General features: G+C 24.0%; 19 protein-coding genes and 5 pseudogenes. 6 read left to right on the top strand and 18 right to left on the bottom strand.

The window, feature by feature from the left end:
• Positions 1 to 8 precede the first annotated feature (8 nt).
• From RS022_RS01915 to RS022_RS04145, 5 genes and pseudogenes are all read left to right on the top strand, one after another.
• Positions 9 to 614, top strand: coding sequence for a hypothetical protein (locus tag RS022_RS01915; protein ID WP_268850168.1), 606 nt, complete (start codon positions 9 to 11; stop codon positions 612 to 614).
• Between the two features lie 18 nt (positions 615 to 632).
• Positions 633 to 2,122: pseudogene (locus RS022_RS01910) on the top strand (replicative DNA helicase).
• Positions 2,123 to 2,133: 11 nt separating this feature from the next.
• A pseudogene (locus tag RS022_RS01905) lies at positions 2,134 to 3,457 on the top strand (toprim domain-containing protein).
• Positions 3,458 to 3,597: 140 nt separating this feature from the next.
• Entirely contained in the window at positions 3,598 to 4,224 is a 627-nt protein-coding gene (locus RS022_RS01900) for a phase variable surface lipoprotein (protein ID WP_268850167.1), read from the top strand.
• A 468-nt stretch (positions 4,225 to 4,692) separates the two neighbouring features.
• Positions 4,693 to 5,621: pseudogene (locus tag RS022_RS04145) on the top strand (IS3 family transposase).
• 323 nt (positions 5,622 to 5,944) lie between these two features.
• Here RS022_RS04145 and RS022_RS01890 read toward each other — a convergent pair.
• The 11 genes and pseudogenes from RS022_RS01890 to RS022_RS01845 form a co-directional block, all read right to left on the bottom strand.
• Positions 5,945 to 6,736 (bottom strand): annotated as a pseudogene (locus tag RS022_RS01890) (AAA family ATPase); the annotation flags it as partial.
• A gap of 127 nt (positions 6,737 to 6,863) precedes the next feature.
• Positions 6,864 to 7,199, bottom strand: coding sequence for a hypothetical protein (locus tag RS022_RS04140; protein WP_308738525.1), 336 nt, complete (start codon positions 7,197 to 7,199; stop codon positions 6,864 to 6,866).
• 30 nt (positions 7,200 to 7,229) lie between these two features.
• Positions 7,230 to 7,463 (bottom strand): hypothetical protein, encoded by a 234-nt coding sequence (locus RS022_RS04135; RefSeq protein WP_308738524.1) that lies wholly within the window; start codon positions 7,461 to 7,463, stop codon positions 7,230 to 7,232.
• A gap of 2 nt (positions 7,464 to 7,465) precedes the next feature.
• On the bottom strand, positions 7,466 to 7,732 hold the full coding sequence (locus tag RS022_RS01880; RefSeq protein ID WP_268850137.1) for a hypothetical protein: 267 nt from the start codon (positions 7,730 to 7,732) through the stop codon (positions 7,466 to 7,468).
• Positions 7,733 to 7,920: 188 nt separating this feature from the next.
• On the bottom strand, positions 7,921 to 8,211 hold the full coding sequence (locus tag RS022_RS01875) for an HU family DNA-binding protein (protein ID WP_268849608.1): 291 nt from the start codon (positions 8,209 to 8,211) through the stop codon (positions 7,921 to 7,923).
• Between the two features lie 185 nt (positions 8,212 to 8,396).
• Complete coding sequence (locus tag RS022_RS01870) at positions 8,397 to 8,699, bottom strand: hypothetical protein (RefSeq protein WP_268850166.1); 303 nt, start codon at positions 8,697 to 8,699, stop codon at positions 8,397 to 8,399.
• Positions 8,700 to 8,775: 76 nt separating this feature from the next.
• On the bottom strand, positions 8,776 to 9,606 hold the full coding sequence (locus tag RS022_RS01865; protein WP_268850165.1) for a DNA adenine methylase: 831 nt from the start codon (positions 9,604 to 9,606) through the stop codon (positions 8,776 to 8,778).
• Entirely contained in the window at positions 9,581 to 9,775 is a 195-nt protein-coding gene (locus RS022_RS01860) for a hypothetical protein (RefSeq protein ID WP_268850164.1), read from the bottom strand. Before RS022_RS01860 ends, RS022_RS01865 begins: the two co-directional genes overlap by 26 nt.
• Positions 9,776 to 9,923: 148 nt before the next feature.
• The gene (locus RS022_RS01855) at positions 9,924 to 10,235 is read right to left on the bottom strand and encodes a single-stranded DNA-binding protein (RefSeq protein WP_268850163.1); all 312 of its coding nucleotides are present in this window, start codon (positions 10,233 to 10,235) and stop codon (positions 9,924 to 9,926) included.
• A 254-nt stretch (positions 10,236 to 10,489) separates the two neighbouring features.
• A pseudogene (locus tag RS022_RS01850) lies at positions 10,490 to 11,092 on the bottom strand (sigma-70 family RNA polymerase sigma factor).
• A 49-nt stretch (positions 11,093 to 11,141) separates the two neighbouring features.
• A complete protein-coding gene (locus RS022_RS01845; RefSeq protein WP_268850162.1) occupies positions 11,142 to 11,306 on the bottom strand; it encodes a hypothetical protein in 165 nt (54 codons plus the stop codon).
• Positions 11,307 to 11,770: 464 nt separating this feature from the next.
• Here RS022_RS01845 and RS022_RS01840 point away from each other — a divergent pair, with 464 nt between their 5' ends.
• Positions 11,771 to 12,715 carry a hypothetical protein gene (locus RS022_RS01840; protein ID WP_268850161.1) on the top strand — a complete coding sequence of 315 codons (945 nt, stop codon included), beginning with the start codon at positions 11,771 to 11,773 and terminating at the stop codon, positions 12,713 to 12,715.
• Between the two features lie 41 nt (positions 12,716 to 12,756).
• Here RS022_RS01840 and acpS read toward each other — a convergent pair whose 3' ends face one another.
• From acpS to RS022_RS01805, 7 genes are all read right to left on the bottom strand, one after another.
• A complete protein-coding gene (gene acpS / locus RS022_RS01835; RefSeq protein ID WP_268850160.1) occupies positions 12,757 to 13,101 on the bottom strand; it encodes a holo-ACP synthase in 345 nt (114 codons plus the stop codon).
• A gap of 88 nt (positions 13,102 to 13,189) precedes the next feature.
• Complete coding sequence (gene ligA / locus RS022_RS01830) at positions 13,190 to 15,193, bottom strand: NAD-dependent DNA ligase LigA (protein ID WP_268850159.1); 2,004 nt, start codon at positions 15,191 to 15,193, stop codon at positions 13,190 to 13,192.
• A 682-nt stretch (positions 15,194 to 15,875) separates the two neighbouring features.
• Complete coding sequence (locus RS022_RS01825; RefSeq protein ID WP_268850158.1) at positions 15,876 to 16,637, bottom strand: TatD family hydrolase; 762 nt, start codon at positions 16,635 to 16,637, stop codon at positions 15,876 to 15,878.
• A 151-nt stretch (positions 16,638 to 16,788) separates the two neighbouring features.
• Positions 16,789 to 18,168 (bottom strand): dihydrolipoyl dehydrogenase, encoded by a 1,380-nt coding sequence (lpdA, locus tag RS022_RS01820; protein ID WP_268850157.1) that lies wholly within the window; start codon positions 18,166 to 18,168, stop codon positions 16,789 to 16,791.
• Positions 18,169 to 18,217: 49 nt separating this feature from the next.
• A complete protein-coding gene (locus RS022_RS01815; protein ID WP_268850156.1) occupies positions 18,218 to 18,976 on the bottom strand; it encodes a dihydrolipoamide acetyltransferase family protein in 759 nt (252 codons plus the stop codon).
• Between the two features lie 28 nt (positions 18,977 to 19,004).
• A complete protein-coding gene (locus RS022_RS01810; protein WP_268850155.1) occupies positions 19,005 to 19,235 on the bottom strand; it encodes a biotin/lipoyl-containing protein in 231 nt (76 codons plus the stop codon).
• A gap of 6 nt (positions 19,236 to 19,241) precedes the next feature.
• The gene (locus tag RS022_RS01805; protein ID WP_268850154.1) at positions 19,242 to 20,255 is read right to left on the bottom strand and encodes an alpha-ketoacid dehydrogenase subunit beta; all 1,014 of its coding nucleotides are present in this window, start codon (positions 20,253 to 20,255) and stop codon (positions 19,242 to 19,244) included.
• Positions 20,256 to 20,345 lie beyond the last annotated feature (90 nt).

The following is a 20,345-nucleotide window of genomic DNA, read 5'->3' as shown; positions in this document are numbered from 1 at the left end:
AATATCAAATGTTAAATAACCAAGATTTTTTTAATATTCAACAATTTAATACTAATATCCAAACTGTGGAAATCTTAAAATGTTTTTTTAACAAAGACACCTTTAATCTTTCTATTAACAAATATATGAAAACCAATTACCAACAATTAAATCATTATTTTAACCAAAATAACATCAACTCTCAAAGTCAAAAAGTAATCCGTGGTAAAATCAATGAATATCTTATTTTACTCTATTTTCAAAACCAAGGAATCATTCATTTATATCCTCAAGCTTATTTATTCTTCATCTCCGACATTAAATTTGATTTAGTGTTATTTACGAAAACAAAAAGAATCATCGCTTTTAATTTTAAAACATGTCTTCGTGATCGCTATAAACAAGCCATGGTAGAAGGACAACAATTAAAAAAACTCGATACTCGTTTTGAATTTTATTTATTAACCAACAACGAACCAGAAACTCAGAGATTAAATCATAAAATCAATCAAGGAAAAGTCCAAGGCATTAATCAAGTAATTAACTTATTTTCCGATTCAGCCAACAATTTCTTACAAAACTTAATTACCCGTCAATTCATCCCTTTTTCTAACATTAACATCATTAAAAAATAAAAAAGGAGTTAATATAAAATGTTAACCAACGAACAAAAAGCGTTAAAACAAATCATTTCCTATATGAACCAAAATAAAGCTGAGCAATTAAGTTTTTATTTTCAGCTCATTGATCCACAATCTTTTTTAGATAAACAACATACAAAAATATTTCAAGCCTTAAAATATTTAAATTTAGAAAAACAACTAATCATCCCTTTGATAAAATCAAATCTCAAACTGAGATCATCAAAGAATTACTCACCTATCTCCAAACCCATTTTCCCCAAGATAACTTCACTAAAGCATCATTATCTTTTTTAAGTAATGATGTTAATGAAGAAAATAACCTTGATTTTTTAGCTAACCTAAAACATACCTATACCCAAGAAAAACTGTTCCAACAACTCTTAAAAATCATTAGCCCTTCTTTTGAAAACAAGGATCCTTATCATAAACATCTATACTACCAAGAAATCTTTGATAAATTAAGAAAATTTATGTCCTTTATACCTCATCCCTCCGATAAGACTTTGTTAACTTTAAATCAAATGGCTTCTTGTCATCCTGAATTTTTCGAGTCCAATCAACAAGCCAAACAAAAAATTCAAGAAGAATATTACCGTTTATCAGAAACTTTCCGAGGATTAAATCAAGCCACCAAAGGCTTAAAAAAAGGTCAAATTATCACCATTGGGGCTATACTGGTTTAGGAAAAACCACTTTTGTTTATAATCTTTTGTTAGATATCACTAAAACTAAATACAAAGAAACTCATCATCATCCTCATCTCTTAGTTTTTTCTTATGAAATGACAATGGAGGAAAATTTAAGTCGTTTATTAGCCCACCAAACTCAAATTCCTTAGATGTTATTTTAGATAAAAATTGGGAAGAATCAAACATCACCACACATACCTACATGGAAAGGATGAATGACACTCAACAATTCTTTTCCCAGCTTAACTTATCATTTAGTTATGATCAAGGTAAAAAAATAGATTATATCATTGATTTAGTTTATCGCCTCTATTTGGAACAAAAGTTGAAATCATCGTTATCGACCATCTCCAAATTACCAAATCGACTAATCATTTAGAAAATGACCGTTTAGCCATTGACGAAATTATGACGAAACTCAAACAATTAGCAATTGAATTAAACATCGTTATTATCATTTTATCTCAATTTTCAAGAGATACATACAGCAATTACCAAGGTAAATCACCAGAAATAACAGCTTTAAAAGGAAGTGGTGGAATTGAAACTAACTCAGATATCGTCTTAATGATGTCTAAATTCCAACCCAAAATATCCAAAGACAAAGAAAAACCATTAAATATCTATAATCAAGATTTAAATAAATTATATTTAGAATCAAAAAATAACGAATCTCAAAAAATTATTGAATTATCTATTAAAAAGAATCGAAATGGCACCAAAAAAAACTTAGTTTATCACTTTGAAATGAACACTCAAACCTTCCAAGAAATCGGTTATGTTTTGCCTTATCCATTAGAAAGTTATTAAGGAGTTCATCAATGAATTATCAAGATAAAATAAAATACATTCAAACTCATTTCCCCATGTCAGTTTTATTAAAAAAAATAAAAATTTTACCTCTAAATTTTAATAACCACCACCGTTTTCCTTGCCCCATCCATCAAGGAAAAAATCCCACTTGTTGTCATTTCACTTCAACTAATAAAATTCATTGTTGGAAATGTGGGAAAGATTACGATATTATTGATGTTTATATGGCTATCCGTCAGATTCAATCCTTTCATGAAGCGATTCAAAGAATAGAAGGATTTATGAATTCTTTCGAATTTAAAACCTTAAGACGACAAGAAAAAGAAATAACAAAAATAACTACTAACCCTTTTCAACAATCATATCAACCTATTAAATCAAAAAAGCCAATTGACGAAAAGGAAATTAATATCAAAAAGAAACAATTATTTAAAGAAATCTCACCCTTATTCAACCAAATTAGAGATTATTATCATTATTTATTGACTTCTAACCAAAATAACGAAAGTCAACCAGGATTAACTTATTTAACTCAAAAAGAAAACTTACTTTAAAAACCATCAAAGAATTTAAACTTGGTTACGCTCCTTTAATGGATAAACCACTATCTTTTCGTCTCATAAATTACTGTCAACAGAAAAATATTAATATCGATCAATTATTAGAATATGGTTTTATCAAAGAAAAAACCAGTCAACAAAATAAAAAATATTTTCATGATGCTTTTCATGGTTCCATTATTATCCCCATCGAAAACGGTTATCATCAAACTTTTCATTTTTATCAAAACCATTTCCGCGAAGTTTCTTACTTTCAACCCAAATACCAAGCTTTAACTAATTTTAGTCAAACGCCGACCTTTCATTTCAGTTATCGGTTTTTTGAAGCATTACCATATATTAAAAAAACAAAAACCATCATCATTCATGAAGGTTTTTTTGATGTCATTAGTTGTTGGCAAAACAATATTAAAAATGTTGTCGGTCTCATTTGTGTCGCCCAATTACTTTCCCAATCTCAACTAGAAATTCTCCAAAAAGAAAATATCAAAGTCATTATCGCCTTAGATAACGACGAAACAGGGCGAAAACGCAGTGAAGCCTTAGGTGAACAACTCAAAGAAGCAAATATTATATACGAAATCAGAAGGATTTTGCCTCCTTACGATCAAACTTGTAAAGATGTTGATGATTTATTACGTCAATACGGAAAAGAAGCTTACCAAAAATGTTTTTAGATCCTTACCTCTCTTATGAAGAGGCCCAAAAGAAAATCATCGTCGATTTAGCTGTTCATTTCTTTGGTGAAGACAAAGTTGAAGTAATTAGTTAAATTATTTTTTACACCAAAATATATAATATCTACACATATAAAAAATTAACACACTCTCATAAAAAAATATATATACCCTAAATTTAACTATTTAGGGTTTTTATTTTTATAACAAAAAATCAAATAAAAAGGAGAAAAAAATGAAAAATGACACTAGTCAAGAAATTAGAATCGGGGGTTGGCGCACGAAAACCACCCCGAACGATTTAACCCAAATTAAAAACTTTTTAAAAATATTAAAAGAAGATTTAATCAATCTCGCCATTATTTCTCATTCTAAAAAGAAAAATACCTACCAAGAAGCCAATTACCGCCCCAAAAACCAAACTCTTTTTGTCGATCCTCAAATCTTAGAAGAAATTAAACAAACAAAAATAACCTTAATTAATGATAATTTTTCTTCTAGTAATAGTAAACTATTACTTTCAGATTTAACCCCTCTTAAAAGCCAAAATAACCCCCTTAAACACCTATATCCTCTTTTTCAAATCAATTATCAAAATGAAACTAAAAACCGTATCAAAGAATTGATTGGGAAAATTGATGTCAATAAATTAGAAACTTTACAGTTATATCAATTAGACCCTCAAAAGTTGGATAAATACCATAATCCCATGAAAAATAACTATCAAAAAGGGTTAAACATTCTTTATTATCAAAAAGAAGATTTAAAATACATTCAATCTTTTTTGACAAAAGATAAACAAGGTTATCGGGTGAAAAAGCTACATCCCAAATATAAATATATACCAAAACAACAAAAATGACACTTCACTGACACTTCACTGACACTTTTATGACACTTTTATGACACTTTTATGACACTTTTATGACACTTTTATGACACTTTTATGACACTTTTATGACAGTTTGACTTTGAAAATAATCTATATAAAGATTAACTCATTGAAGGAGTGATATTTGATATTTTATATCGATAATGATAATGATACTCGATATTTGATATTATCGTATTATCATTTTTCATATCATTATTATTTATCGATATCATAAAAACCTCTTTTTTAGGTAATTTTATTTTTTTAATTTATTTTAATCATTAAATAAACTTTAATTTTTAAATTAATTGCCTTACCAAGTATTGATATTTATATATTAAACAAAAAGATGAACGAGCTGAAGCGCTTATTGATCAAATAAAAAATCTTTTAGAGTTATAATAGTTGATATATTTAAAAATAATTTATAAAGATAATTGGTATTAAGATGCAAAAATTAAAACAAAAATTAAATTATTACAAAAAATTATTGAAAAAATTAAAAAATTGATAAAAAAATTGTTTTTCATTTAGTTAATTAATTTAATCAAACTCTTAATTTAACCACTATTTTAAAAACAATTCAAATTAAAAGAAGTACTTATTATTATTGGTTGAAAATTAAAGATAAACTAAAAGAAAAAGAAGAAAAATACTTTTTACAACAAAAAAAGAATTAAAGCTTTATGTCTCCATTATCAATATTTTTACGGTCATCGAAAAATTACTAATTTATATCAAAAAACCTTTAACGAGTTCATCACCAATAAAAAAGTTTACACCATTATGAAAAAAACGACATTAGTTGTCGTTTAAGAATCAAAAAAAATTTTACTTACCGTAATTTAAAAAATAATCTCCAAATAATTCCTAATTTAATCAATCAAGATTTTATGGCCATCAAACCTCTTCAAAAACTCTTTACTGACATCACTTATTTCAAAACTAATCAAGGTTTTTTATATTTTTCTTGTATTATCGACTCTTTTAACAACCAAATAATTGCTTCTCACACTTCAAACCAACAAAATAAAGATTTAGTTTTAAATACTATTAAAAAATTACCTTCATTAAAAAAACCTTGTATTATTCACTCTGATCAAGGAAAAGTTTATCAATCACTCAAAATTCAAAAAACTTTAACGAAAAAAGGTTTTTTAATCAGCATGTCAAAAAAAGCCACCCCTCGTGATAACGCCGTCATTGAAAACTTTTTCGGCCAAATGAAAACCATCTTACAATATCAAAATCCTTTTTTCTTTCAAAAATCTCCTGATAAAATGAAAAAATTAATCAATCAATTTCCTCAATTTTGGAATAATAAATGGATTTTAACCAAATTAAACCATTCAACTCCATCTCAATATGTTCAAAATCTGAGATAAATTTTTAGTTGAATTAACATCAAATAATATAACCTTGTAAAAGGTTACTTTAGTACGCCTTTTTTTAAAGAAAAATGTTAAATTTATATCAAAGATTATTTTCTTTTCATTTTGTTGACGAGTTTTTCACTTTTTTTACCTAACTAGATAGTGTAAGGATAAAATATTAAAAAAAATATCTTTTGAAACTAAAGAATTATGAAAAAAAGTTTAGACACTTTTTAATTAAAAAAAATGTTTCTTTAGTTTGAAAAGATAGGAAATTATCTATTAATTTTAGTCTTAAAGAATCATTTTAAAATAAAAAGTTGTATTAAAAAAAGGAACAGCTCAGTTGCCCCAATAATGAAAATAGGTTTTTCAGGGTTATTTTCCAAAGAGGTCATTTCTGTTTTGAATTGATTAACCACATTGGCGATTTCTGAACCAGCTTCTAAGGCACCTAAATCAGTAAAGATGGTTTCACATTCATCTAAGAATATGATTGCTCCGTTTGCTTTTTCAGCGGTATCTCTTGCTGAATCAAATAAATCTTTGACCATTTGAGGCGCTAAGCCTTTATATTTTTGTGAGAATAAAGAACTAGAAACTTCAAAGAAAGGTAATTTAGTTTCTTTGGCTAAGGCTCGCGCTAAAGTGGTTTTACCTGTTCCTGGACAACCATACATTAAAATTCCTAATGGTGGTTCTACTTCACCAATTCCTTGATAATTTTCTTGGTTTTTAAGATAATCTATAAAACCCGAAACAGCCTCTAATTCTTTTTTAAAACCAATTAGCTTATTGAAAGATAAGAATTTTTGAGGATTAGATGGTTTAAAAAACGATTCTTCTGCTCCAGATTGTTGTGACTCGGTTGTTAATGGTTTTAATGGAGACTTTAACATATTCGTTAGCTCGTTATGTAATTCATTTTGTTTTAAGGTGATTTTTTTTTCTAATTCATTTTGGTTTTGGTTAGTTTGGATTTTTATTTCTTGTAAGTTTTTATTTTGATTTTCGAGCCTTTTGTGGTGATTGATGATTTGTTTTTCGGTTTCGGTTAAAGTTTGATGGTGAATCCACACATAAGTTCCTAAGAAAAAAGAAAAAAATATGAGGATAATAGTTATCATTAAATGTTTTGGCAATGATTTTATTTTATTTTGCTTGTTTTTTATAATTTTTTGTTTTGGATTATTCATTTTTCCTTCCTTTCTCAATAAAAAAAGACCAAGTAAAAACTTAGTCTTTATTGATAAATTACGCTAATTGAGCGATTTTGTTTTCAATGGTTTGACTGCCACCACTGAAAGTTTTCCCTTGGGAATCAATTAATTCGTAATCACAAATTAATTTTAATTGAGGATCTTTTTCTTTTATAATTTCTTTTTGTTCGATGCTGATTTGAATTTTCATATTTCCAATCCCATTTTCTAAAGTCATTAAAGGACATTTATTAGCTTCATATTCATGATCGTTAATTTTTAACGATAAATTAAAATATTGTTCAGGATGATTAAAAGTTGTTTGAGTATCATAGCGAGTAGATATTTTTAAATAGAAGGGAGTGCCAAGTTCCAATCCATTACTATTCAAAGTAGCTTGATGTTCGATTGTAATTAAATGTTAATATTTTTGTTGGTTTAAATTAGGAATGGGAATAGGTAAAAGGGTTTTGTCTTCATTATTTCCCCCTGTTCTTTCAATAGTAAAAGAAGGAAAATTATTCATCAATTGAATTTTTTCTTTTCTTTGTTGGGCGAAGTAATTTTTTAAGGCATAAAGTGAAGTGATGGTAAAAAATAAACTGATAAAAACCACTAAAGTGGTAAAAATTTTATTTTTAGTTTGAATTTTCATAATTATTTTCCTCCTGGGATAATTGATTTAATGATATTGATAAAGTTTTTAATTCCTGTGGTAAACCAAGGAATTTTGTTTCCATAGTAAAGAGTGAATAAGGATAAAAGTGAATTTAAAATGATAATAGTATAAGTGATTTTTTGTAAAAAAGGTAATTTTTTAATTGTGAAAATTTTGGTTTTGTTTTTTGTCGGTGGTAAATTGTTATTAGTTTTTTCTTGGTTTTTTGATTTTTTTTGGTTTTTTTTAATAATTATTTTTGACATATTATTTCTCCTTTGATTTTTTTAAAGATTTTTTTAATTATTTATTTGTTTTGTTTTCATTGTTATCTTTTTAGGTTTTTCTTGGAAGGCGAAAAAGATAATCAAGAAAACAATAATGAGACTCGTTGTTGAAACTATTCCTAAAAATGATTTCGACTGATTAATTTTTCATTTTTGAACTCTTTTTATTATTTTAAAATTAAAGTTTTAACTTTGTCTTTGATGGTTTTAGAAAGTTTGAAAGTGACTACTGTTTTGGCAGGGATTTTTAATTTTTTCTTTGTTTTAGGGTTTCTACCGATGTAGGCTTTTCTTGATTTTAATTTAAATTTGCCTATTTTAGGAAATAAAACTACTTCTTCGTTCTTAGTGATAGCGTTGATTAAATTATTTTCGAAGATATTATAAAATTCTTCAGTTTTAGTTACGGAAGTTTTGTTAGCTAAAGCGATTTTTTTAATTAATTCTTTTTTTGTCATAATTATTTGACTCCTTTTGTTTGATTTATTATTATTTTTAGTTTTGGTTTTTAATTTGCTGCGGTCTTTGAAGTAAGTCCCGCGAGCTATTTCAGTCATGGCGTCACTCATATGATTTTTTATTCTCCTTTTATTTTTGTTTTCTTTTGAAAAGTTAAGATGTTCAATATCGATGTTTTTTTATCTTAAAATGGTAAATTATCAGTTTGAGGTTTATTATCTAAAAAGATGACATTATGTACGATTACTTTTGTATTTGTTTTCTTTTGACCTTCGTTGTTGGTGTATTTTTGGACTTTTGATGTGAGTTTTTGAGCTTGTGATTCACATTCTTGTGCTTCTACTAGGTTTGCTTGAATTACAGTTTTTAGATATTGGGCTGTTGCTTTATATTGTCGTACTGCTGATGTGCATTCTTGGAACCATTTTTCATACTCTTTGACTTTTGATTTTAATTTTTTGATTTGGTTTTCGATGTCTTTTTTCATTTTTTCTCCTTTTTTTAATCAAAATAAAGTTGCATATCAAATTTAATGTTCTGACACGATGGTAAAAATTTTAATTCTATTCATAATTTTTAATAATGATTTCTTGATTGATGTTTTTATTGGTGAGATTATGAGTTGTTGTTGTTTTTGTTTTAATGATGTTACAGTTTGGGAATAAATTAATAATTGGGGTTGTTTCGTAATTGGTATATAACCATTTGACGCCTCTTTGGGTTGCTTGGTGTAATACCAAGGCTAATTGTTGATGATCGGTAAAAGAAAATGGTTTTTGATAAAAATCTTTATCTTTAATTCCTTCATAATAATATGGTGGATCGATAAAAAGAAAATCGCCTTTTTGACTATTGGCGATAATTTGACGAAAATCCATACAATATAAAACATGTTTTTTCTTTTGGAAGCGATGTTGAAAGGTAATTAATTTATTTAAATTGATGATAGGGTTTTTTTGTTTGGGTTTATAACCAAAATTTGTTTTTAAATTATTTTGCTTATCATAACAAGTAATACCACGAAAAGCGTATTTATTTAAAACGTAAAAGATAGCTGACCTGGTTAATTTTTTTCTTTTTTTGGCATTTTGGTTGTATTGGTTTAGTAAATTTTTGTAAGCTTGTTTTTGGTTCTTTTGGTTGTGATATTGAAAAATATAATTTTCTATCACCTTGACTTTGTTAACAAAATGATGCGGATTTTGGAAACTTTGTTGCCACATAATGATTAATTGATTATCATTATCGTTTAAAATCGCTTTTGATGGTTTTAAATAAAAATAAAGAACACCACTTCCTAAAAAAGGTTCATAATAAGTTTTAAATTGTTTTGGTAAATGAGAAATAATTTGGGGTAAAAGTTTTTTCTTACATCCAATCCAATTGATTTTCATCTTTCTTCTTCCTTATGTCATAAATAAAATAAAAGAAAATATCAGAAAAGATGGCGATTGTGGCGTTAAATTTTAATCCTAATTCAAAATTAAAAAATAAGGCCATGATATTACTGATGATGAAAAATAAATAGGAAATCGTTAATAAAATAGGATATCTTTTTTTCATTTTGTCTCCTTGATTTTTTTATTTCTTTTAGTGTCCTTGCCAATTTGTTGTGTTTTTTTCCAATAAAAAAACCCCTTTTGAAAAGGGGTTAGATGATTAAGTTTATTTGATTGTTATGAAATTTATTTTTTTAAAAAGGTAAATTTTCTTAAGGTTTATTGTCTAAAAAGATCACGTTTTGAAGAATAACTTTAGTGTTTATTTTGGTTTGACCTTCATTATTCGTGTATTTTTGGATGGATAAAGTTCCTTCAAGATAAATTTTCGAACCTTTATGTAAATATTTTTTCATGTTGTCAGCTTGATTTCTAAAAACTACACAAGGGATAAATTGGGTTTTATCTTTCATGTTAAGAGCTAATTGAAAATCGATTTTAGGAATTTGTTCGTTGTTTGAATTGATATATTGTTTTTCTAAATCATGGCTGAGACGGCCGATTAATTGAACTTTGTTTAACATATTTTATTTTTCCTTCTTTTTGATATATTTTTTATTTATTTATAGATAAAACTTTTGAAAACAAATGTATTTAACGACTATCTGATTTGTTTATGTGGGAATCATTTATTACTGTTGTTTCAAAAATTTTATTCTTGATTTTGATACAAAAAAAGATTACTCTGAAAGTAATCTGGTTTTTATTTTTTTTATCACTTAAACGAAATGTTTTGTTGAATTACTAGTTTAAGGTCATTACGGACGAGCGATAGGTTTTAACGTTTTTTTAATTTTTTGATAGCGATGTTTTTAATATTTTCTACTTGTTTTAAAGATAAATTGAGTTTTTCAGCTATTTCGGTATTGGTATAACATCCTTGATAATCTTCGTTAATATTTCCTAAAGGAACACCAAAACTTAAATAGATAATTTTGAATTCGTTTTCACTTAATTTAGCTTTCATTTTTTTTAAAAAAATTTCATGATTAACTTGTTTTAACCATAATTGATGAGGGTTTAAATTATTTATTTGATATGGTTCATAAAACTCTTCTTTAAAAGAAAGATTATCAACTTTATGATTTTTTGGGGATTGAAGGTGAATGGCTTTTTCTTATTAGTTCTCTGATTTCCGATTTGATGGTTGGAGTAGCGTAAGCAATAAAGTCATAACCTAAATCTTCGTAATTATTGAGGGCTTTGATTAATCCTAAAATCCCTTCTTGATATAAATCTTCTTTAGTTAAAACTCGAGGATAATATTTAAATTGATAAACTAGTTTTTGACTAATGGTAAATGAAGTGTGATTAATTGATTACGAATTTCTAAATTCTTTTTATTTTTTAAAAAATCTTTAAATAATTCTTGTTTTAACATTTATATTCCTTTCTAAAAACGTTTTTAGAAAAGAGAGGAAATTATTTTTTTAGCCTTGGAAAAGAAAAAAGACTAACTTATTAGTTAGTCTTAAAGAGTTTTTAAAAAGTAAAAAGTGTCTAAAGTTTTGGAACAACTCAAATAAACGAATTTTAAAATAATTATTTTGAATCAAAAAATTAATTATTTCTTTTAAATTAAAAATTTTTTTCATTTTTTAAATCTCCTTTTTTAGTTTAACTATTTTGAAACAAAAAAAATAAGTCAAACTATTTTTTTAATGAATAGTTTAACTTAAATTAACTTTTTAACTGGTTCCATTTTGATGGAGCAGAACATTATTTACTTTAATTTAAATATAACAATTTTGATAAATTATTATAAATTATTAAATGTGTTATAATTAATTGGATATTATTTTATTATAAATAATTAAAATAATAATAATAATATCTTTTCAAATAAAATAAATAAAATAAATAAAATAAATAAAATAAATAAAATAAATAAAATAAATAAAATAAATAAAATAAATAAAATAAATAAAATAAATAAAATAAATAAAATAAATAAAAATAAATAAAATAAATAAAATAAATAAAATAAATTAGAAAAGAGAATAAATAAAAATTCAACTATCTAACAAATATTAATTTAATTAAAAAAAATTTTTATTACTTGTTATATTATTTTATATTCTTTATTGTAATTAACTTTCGAAATTATCAAATTAAAGGGATAGAAATTAATAAAGAGGAAAAAATTAATAAAATTCATGAAGAAATTTTATTAAAAAAAAGACATGCCGAAATAGAATTAAATATCGCTAAAAAATTAAAAAACCAAGTTGATGAATCTTTTGAAAAAAATCTTTTATTAACAAAAGAGATAGAAATGATAGAAAATGAAAACGACAAAAATACAGCTATAAGTAAATTGAAAGCAGCAGAAAAACAATTTAAAGAAGAAAAAAATGAAAATATTTTAGAAAATATTTATATTTTATTAAGTTCTTCTTTTCAAAATTATAAAAAAAGCATAACTAATATAAAAAAATACAAAGCTTTAGTTAATAAAGAAATACTAAAAAAAGAAATTATAAAAATCCAACAAATGATAGACAAAACAGATGATTTTTTTTATGATAGAGAAACCGCTATTAATTTAAAAAAAGAAATACAAAAAGAAATGGAAAATATACAAGAAGAAGGAACAGCTATTAATTTATCAAATAAAGCAAAATTAATATTAGAAGAAGCTGAAAATATTTATTTAACAAGTAATAATAATGATGACATTATAAATAATAAATATGATCGTGCAACTTTTTACTTTCAAGAATCTTTTAATAAGTATCAAAATATAAAAATTAAATTAAAAAATTTTTTTATAGAAATATTTAAAGAAGAAAAAGCAGAAGAAACAAATCAAAATAAATTCAAAAATGAAATAATATTTTTATCCCATGAACAAAATAAATTAAAAAAATGGCAAATTATTTTATTAATTTCAGAAATAAGTATTTTTGTATTAATTTTGATTTTATTAAAAATAAAAAATAAATATTCAAAAAAATTTTTAAACAAAATTAAAAATCATGAATTTATGTTTAATTTATATTAAAAAGAGTTTTTTATAAACTCTTTTTTGTTTAAAATTTAAATTTATAATAAAATGACAAAAGCTAAGGCGTAATTTTCGGTATGAGTAATAGAAATCATAATTTTTGAAGACGAATAAGAATGAATAACATAAGGAAAACCTGAATTTAAATCATTTAAAATAGACCAATCACGATAATTATTTTTTAAATTTCCTTTTTGATAAGCTTTAAAAATAGATTCTTTAGCAGCCCATCTGCTTGCTAAAAAACTAATTTTTCTCGATAAATGATTAATATCCTGATATATTAGTTTCTCTGCATTTGATAAAATCCTATTAGCTACTTTTTCTATTCCTATTTTTTCAATTTTTTTTATTTCAACTAAATCAACTCCAATATTTTTCATTTATTTTTAAATTCCTTTTTAATGTATTTGAATATTTAATGTATTCAAATATTAAAAAAATAAACAGCATATTCTTATAAATTTTGGATTATTTAATCGAATTTAAAATATTATTTAATTCATTTTCATCCATTATTTTAATTTTTAATAAAAGAGCTTTTTGTAATTTAGAAACGCTATTTTCTCCCTTAATTAAATAATCAGTTTTTGAAGAAATATTTTTGATAATAGAAGCCCCATATTTTTCTAAAATATTAGTTAATTCATTTTTTGAATAATCATTAAAAGAACCAGTTAAAACTATTTTTTTATCTTTGAATATATTATTAGTTTTAAAATTTTTTACATTTAATGATGAATAATCAAAATTAAGACCTTTAGATTTTAATAAATTAATTTCTTGAATATTTTCTTCTTTCTGAAAATACTCAATAATACTATTAGATATTCTTGGGCCTATTTCAGGAATTTCAGATAATTCCTCTAAATTAACTTTTTTTAGATTATTAATTTTTTTAAATTTCTTATTTAATAATTTAGCTATTTTAATTCCCACATGTTCAATTCCTAAACCGTATAAAATTTTATCAAAAGATTGATTTTTACTTTGTTCTAAAGCATTTAAAATATTCATTATTTTTTTATCTTTAAAACCAGGTAATTTTTTTAATTGTTCATATTTATCTTTTAAAGAATATAAATCAGAAATTTTTTTGATAAATCCTTCTTTAAAAAAAGTAAATAAAGTTTTTTTTCCTAAAACATTAATATCCATCGCTTCTCTCGAAACGAAATGAATAATTTTTTTTATTTTTTTTTCTTCACAGCCATCATTTAAACAAAAATAGTCTACTTCTCCTTCTTTTTTAGTTAAAAAACCATTACAAAAAGGACAATAAGAAATCATTTTAAAAGGAACTTGATTAGTTCTTTTATTTTTTAAAACTTCTAAAATTTCAGGAATAATAGAACCTGATTTATGCACTAATACAAAATCATTAATACGAATATCTTTTTTTTGAATATAATCATAATTATGAAGCGTTATTTTAGATAACAAGCTACCATCTACCATAACAGGTAAAATATAAGCTACTGGTGTTAAAGAACCGGTTCTTCCTATTTGAAATTCAATATTTTGAATTATAGTTTCACTTTTTAAAGAATTTAATTTATAAGCAGTAGCCCACTTAGGACATTTAGAAGTATATCCAATGGATTTATGTAAAATTAATTCGTTTACTTTGATTACAATTCCATCTATATGATAAGGTAATTTATTTTTCAACTCTTTATAATAATTAATTTTTTCTTTTAATTTTTCAAAAGAAAAAACAACATCATAATAAGGATTAATAGAAAACCCCATTTTTTTTAAAAAATTTAAAGCCTCTTTTTGTGTTTTAATAAAAAAAGGTGGATTAATAATAGAATAAATAAAAGAAGATAAATTTCTTTGAGCAACTATTGAAGAATTTAATTGTCTTAAGGTTCCAGAAGCTGCATTGCGAGGATTAGAAAATAAAATTTTATTTTTTTCTTTTTGTTCTTTATTCAATTGTTCAAATGAATCATTATCAAATAAAATTTCTCCTCTTACCTCTAAATCTATTTCTTCTTTAATTTTTAAAGGAATATTTTTGATAGTTCTAATATTTTCAGTTATTAATTCGCCAAAGTAACCATTTCCTCTTGTTAAAGCTTGAATTAAAATACCTTTTTCATATTTTAAACTAATTGCTACTCCGTCTATCTTAGGTTCGACAATAAAACAAAAAGGAATATTTATTTTTAATAAACGATTACAAAATAATTTTAATTCGTCAAAATTAAAAACATTACTTAAAGACAACATCGGAACAATATGTTCTACTTTTTTAAACTTAGAACTTAAAAAACCACCTACTTTCAAATTAGGACTGTAAGATAATTTATATTCAGGATATTTTTTTTCTAACATGGACAATTCTTTTAATAAAGCGTCGTATTGAAAATCTGACAAATCTGTTTTACTCAAATTATAATAGTTATAATTAGCTTGATTAAGTTGATCTGTTAAACTTTTAATTTTTTTTTTAATTTCTAATATCATTATTTATAACCTTATTCATTATTATTAATAATATTTTTTTAAATTTATTATTATTTTATCGTAATTTTTAATAAAGTTTTTTAAAATTTTAAAATTTTTAATTATGATATTTTTTTGTTAAATTAAAATTATGTGTGTCACAATTTTAGTTGTTATTTATGTATTTTTATTCTTTATAATTCAAAACTATCTTAAAATTATAAATTTTTAATTAAAATTAAATATTAAATTTTAAAAAAACATTTGAATAAATTATAACAAAATGCTTTTTATAAAAAATTCAATTAATAAAATTTTTTTAATAAAAATATAATAATTTTAATATTTAGAATTAATTAAAAGAATTTTGTAAAGATCAACCTTTTTTATCTTTATATTTATACACAATATAAACTGTTTTATTAATTAATATTTATTTTATAATTTTGTTTTTTCTTCATAAATTTAAAAATTAAAAAATATTTAAGTTTTATTTGTTTAATCAATTGTTTTTTTTGTGTTATTAATTTAAAGAATGCCTTTAATATTGATTTTGTTAAAAAAGAAAATATTAAAAAAATATTATAATTTAAATTTAAAAGAACTTAAAATTAATTAAGTTTTTTTATTTTTACAATTATAAATCAAATTTTTTTAAAAAAATAAAAAAATTTAAATTAATAATTCAAATTTAATCAAAAAATTATATATCCAAATTAAATAATTTTTTTGCATTTTTTGTTGTTTGTTCGGAAATATCTTTTATATTAATTTTTCTTAAATCAGCTATTCTTTGGGCTATAATTTTAAGAAATTCAGGTTCGTTTCTTTTACTTTTTTCTATAGGAAAAGGAGTTAAAAAAGGAGCGTCTGTTTCTAATAAAATTTTGTCTAATGGGACTTTTTGGACTATTTTATGAGCTTCAAGAGCTTTTTCGTAAGTAACAATTCCTCCCAAACCTACATAAAATCCTAATTCCAAGGCTTTTTCTAATTCATCTAAATTACTAGTTAAACAATGAAAAACTCCTTTGATTTTATCTTTATAAGGAAGTAATATTTGATATATTTCTAAAAAAGATTCCCTTGCGTGTAAAATAATAGGTAAATTATATTTCATAGCTAATTTAATCTGAATTTGTAAATTCTTTTTTTGTATTGGTAAATAACTTTTATCATGATATAAATCTAATCCGATCTCACCTACCGCTACTACTTGAGGACATCTTAAATATTTTTCGATACTAAAAGGATCTTCGTTTTCCCAATAACAAGGATGAATTCCTACAGTAGCTTTTATACAATGATTTTGAATAGCTAATTCTATAGCTTTTTCATTTGTTTCTTTATTTACTCCAGGAACAATAAAATATTTAACACCATTATTGTGTGCTCTTTCTATAACTTGTGTTAAATCTTTATTAAAATTTAAAAAATTTAAATGTGCATGTGTATCAATTAACATATTTTTATTTCTCTTTTAAAAAAATCATTTATATAAAATTTTAATATTAATATAAATTTAAGTTATTAATAATATAAAAAAACTTAAAAAAATTAAGTTTTTATTAATTTAAAATTTTTAAAAAATTATTTAAGTTATTTAATTAAAAAAATTATATATGAATAGGTTTGTCAATTGCTCCTAAAAAAGTTTCTAAATTTATTTCGGATAAAGTAGGATGAGGATGAATTGTTTTAACTACATCATAAGCTGTTCCATTCATTCCCATAACAACTCCTGTTTCGCTAATTAATTCTGTCGCATTATAAGATAATATATGCATTCCTAAAATTTTTAAACTATCTTTATCAACAATTAATTTTGCGAAACCATCAGTTTCGCCATCAGCCCAAGATTTTCCTATAGAACTAACAGGAAAGATAGAAACTTTATAATTTATATTATTCGCTTTAACTTGTTCTTCAGTTAAACCTATAGAAGCTATTTCAGGAAAACCATAAATGCAAAAAGGAACAGAATTATAATCCATAGGAAAAAGATGTTCTTTTGAATTTAAAGCATGAGAGACAGCTATTATGCCTTCGTGACTAGCAACATGAGCTAACATATATTTTCCATTTACATCGCCAATGGCATAAACTCCTTCAACAGAAGTTTTTAAAAAATTATCAGTAATTATTCCGCCTCTATCTTTTTTTAAATTCAATTTTTCAATCCCATTCAAATTAGGTTTAGTACCTACAGCCATTAAAATTATATCTGCTTCAACTTGATTTTCTTGTTCATTTGTTTTATAATAAACTTTATTATTTTCAATTTTAATTACTTCTGAATTTGTATAAATTTTAATATTATCTCTTTTTAATATTTTAGTATATGCATTAATAATATCATGATCTATATTAACTAAAATATTTTTTTGTTTTTCTATAATTATAATTTCGGAATTAAATTTTTTAAAAATAGTCGCAAATTCTACTCCAATAACTCCACCACCAATAATAATTACTTTTTTAGGAAATTTTTCTAATTGAACTAATTCTTTGCTAGTGCAAAGGTGTTTATTTTCATAAGATTCTTTGGCTCCAGGAATAGGTGGAATAATAGCACTAGAACCTGTTGCTATAATAAGTTTATCAGTTTCTAATTTTATTTCTCCTACTTGAACTAAATTAGGAGTTAAAACTTCTGCTGAAGAATTATAAAAATCAATTTTATTTTTTTTTAATAAAAAAAGAATACCATTGTATAATTGTTTAACTATTTTATTTTTACGATTTAAAACAGATATCCAATCAAAAGAAATATTATCAATTTTATTAATACCGAATTGATCAATATTTTTAGCGATATCAAAAACTTTGGCACTTTTTAAAAAAGCTTTAGTAGGGATACAACCGTAATTAAGGCAAATACCACCAACTTTATGTTTCTCTATTAAACATACTTTCGCTCCTAACTGAGCCGCTTTGATAGCAGAAGTATATCCACCAGGACCACCACCAATAATTAAAATATCATATTTTTTCATATTTCTTTTTATTTTTCTTTTTTAATTCTATTTTTGTAAAAATTTTTTTTTAAAAAATAAATTTTTTTAATTCTGTAATATCGCTTAATAATAAATCAATTCTATTTAAAAATCTTGAAGCATCAGCTCCATCTATAATGCGGTGATCGAAACTTAAAGAAAGATGTAAAATATCAGCAATACAAATATTATTATCTTTAACTATTGGTTTTTTAACGATTCTTCCAATTCCTAAAATAGATAACTCAGGAAGATTAATAATAGGAGTGCATTGTAAACCACCAATAGTACCAAAATTACTTAAAGTAAAAGTTCCGTTTTGAACTTGTTCTAATGTTAATTTTCCTTCTTTTGCGCTTTGAGATAATTTATTAATTTCTTGTGCCAAATCGATAATATTTAATTTATCTACATTTTTAATATTAGGAACTATTAAACCACGAGGAGTATCGATTGCAATTCCTAAATTAATATTTTTTTTGATAATTATTTCACTTTTTTCAGGATCGAAACTAGAATTAAATAATGGAAATTCTTTTAAAGCGATAATAATTGCTTTAGCTATAAAAGCCATATAAGTTATTTTGATACCTTGCGATTCTAATTCGTCTTTTAATTTTTTTCTTAATAAAACCAAATCAGTAACATCTACTTCTTCTGTTAAAGTGACATCAGGAATTTCTGTTTTTGCAATAACCATTTTTTTAGCAATTATTTCTCTTATTTTTGAAATTTTAACAATTTCTACTTCTTGATTTGTATCTTCATTATTTAAATTTTTATCGTTTTTATTTTTATTATTTTCCATTTCAGTATATTCCTTTTTTATTTTAAAATTATTCAATTGTTAATAAAATATTTCCGACTTTTACTGTATCACCTTCTTGAAAAAATATTTTTTTAATATTTCCTTTAATAGGAGAAGTTATAGGTACAGAAACTTTATCTGTTTCAATTTCCACTAATTCTTGACCTTCTTCAACTTCATCGCCTTCTTGAAAAAAAAATTTAATAATTTTACCTTCATTTATTCCTTCGCCTATATCAGCAAAACGTAATTCAAACATAATTATTTATTCTACTTTCTTTTTTTCTATTTTTTTATTAAAAATTTTTATAATTGAGTAAACAATTTTATCAGGATTTAAATTTTGATGATATTCACCTCTAGCTAAAGGCATAATAATATCAAATCCTGTAATTCTCTGTGGAGCATCTTTTAAATAATCAAAGATATTTTCATTTACTAAAGCTATTAATTCCCCAGCTGGGCCATAAGTTCTTGTAGCTTCATGAACAATTACTAATCTTCCTGTTTTTTTAACAGAAGATAAAATTGTTTCTTTATCGATTGGATTAATAGTTCTTAAATCTATTAATTCTACAGAAATACCTTTTTTAGCTAATAAATAAATAGCTAATTTAGAAATTTGAACAGCAGAACTCCAAGCTACTAAAGTTATATCTTTTCCTTCTTGAACTACTTTAGCTTTTCCTATTTCAATTTCATATTCTTCTAAAGGAACTTCTTCTTTTTTACCACGATATAAAAGTTTTGGTTCCATATAAATAACAGGATCTGGACTATTAATAGCCGAAATTAAAAGACCTTTAGCATCATAAGGATTAGAAGGAACAACTACTTTTAAACCAGGAATCGATCCCAAAATCACTTCTAAAGATTCCGAATGATGTTCTAAAGCTTTTACACCGCCGCCTACTGGAAATTTTAATACCATAGGACACGAAAAAGTACCTCTAGAACGATTTCTCATCCTAGCAGCATGAGAAATTAAATCTTGTAAACCTACATAAATAAATCCATCAAATTGAATTTCAGCGATAGGAATTAAACCATTTATAGACATTCCTATAGCGCTTCCAACAATACCCGATTCTGTTATCGGAGTATCAAAAACACGTTCTTTACCATATTTTTCTTGTAAACCAGCTGTGACTCTAAAAACACCTCCTAATTTACCAATATCTTGCCCAAATAAAACTATTTTTGAATTTTTTTTTAACTGCATATCTAAAGTATGATTAATAGCTTGTAATAAATTCATCGAAACTTTGTTTGAATCCATTTTTTTATCAACTTTCCTTTTAGTATTTTATTTCATAAATTGACATTTTTATAATTAAAATATTTTTATTTTAATATTTTATAAATGAAA

The organism is Candidatus Phytoplasma rubi, assembly GCF_026821955.1.
Classification (GTDB): Bacteria; Bacillota_I; Bacilli_A; order Acholeplasmatales; family Acholeplasmataceae; genus Phytoplasma; species Phytoplasma vitis.
Note: the sequence above shows the minus strand (reverse complement) of the source record. Positions and strands in the feature narration are given on the sequence as shown.

Excerpts from the sequence above, each read along its gene's own strand:
- RS022_RS01915 (WP_268850168.1), top strand. The coding sequence starts at position 9 with ATGTTAAATAACCAAGATTTTTTTAATATTCAACAATTTAATACTAAT.
- RS022_RS01900 (WP_268850167.1), top strand. The coding sequence starts at position 3,598 with ATGAAAAATGACACTAGTCAAGAAATTAGAATCGGGGGTTGGCGCACG.
- RS022_RS04135 (WP_308738524.1), bottom strand. The coding sequence starts at position 7,463 with ATGAAAATTCAAACTAAAAATAAAATTTTTACCACTTTAGTGGTTTTT.
- RS022_RS01880 (WP_268850137.1), bottom strand. The coding sequence starts at position 7,732 with ATGTCAAAAATAATTATTAAAAAAAACCAAAAAAAATCAAAAAACCAA.
- RS022_RS01875 (WP_268849608.1), bottom strand. The coding sequence starts at position 8,211 with ATGACAAAAAAAGAATTAATTAAAAAAATCGCTTTAGCTAACAAAACT.
- RS022_RS01870 (WP_268850166.1), bottom strand. The coding sequence starts at position 8,699 with ATGAAAAAAGACATCGAAAACCAAATCAAAAAATTAAAATCAAAAGTC.
- RS022_RS01865 (WP_268850165.1), bottom strand. The coding sequence starts at position 9,606 with ATGAAAATCAATTGGATTGGATGTAAGAAAAAACTTTTACCCCAAATT.
- RS022_RS01860 (WP_268850164.1), bottom strand. The coding sequence starts at position 9,775 with ATGAAAAAAAGATATCCTATTTTATTAACGATTTCCTATTTATTTTTC.
- RS022_RS01855 (WP_268850163.1), bottom strand. The coding sequence starts at position 10,235 with ATGTTAAACAAAGTTCAATTAATCGGCCGTCTCAGCCATGATTTAGAA.
- RS022_RS01845 (WP_268850162.1), bottom strand. The coding sequence starts at position 11,306 with ATGAAAAAAATTTTTAATTTAAAAGAAATAATTAATTTTTTGATTCAA.
- acpS (WP_268850160.1), bottom strand. The coding sequence starts at position 13,101 with ATGAAAAATATTGGAGTTGATTTAGTTGAAATAAAAAAAATTGAAAAA.
- ligA (WP_268850159.1), bottom strand. The coding sequence starts at position 15,193 with ATGATATTAGAAATTAAAAAAAAAATTAAAAGTTTAACAGATCAACTT.
- RS022_RS01825 (WP_268850158.1), bottom strand. The coding sequence starts at position 16,637 with ATGTTAATTGATACACATGCACATTTAAATTTTTTAAATTTTAATAAA.
- lpdA (WP_268850157.1), bottom strand. The coding sequence starts at position 18,168 with ATGAAAAAATATGATATTTTAATTATTGGTGGTGGTCCTGGTGGATAT.
- RS022_RS01815 (WP_268850156.1), bottom strand. The coding sequence starts at position 18,976 with ATGGAAAATAATAAAAATAAAAACGATAAAAATTTAAATAATGAAGAT.
- RS022_RS01810 (WP_268850155.1), bottom strand. The coding sequence starts at position 19,235 with ATGTTTGAATTACGTTTTGCTGATATAGGCGAAGGAATAAATGAAGGT.
- RS022_RS01805 (WP_268850154.1), bottom strand. The coding sequence starts at position 20,255 with ATGGATTCAAACAAAGTTTCGATGAATTTATTACAAGCTATTAATCAT.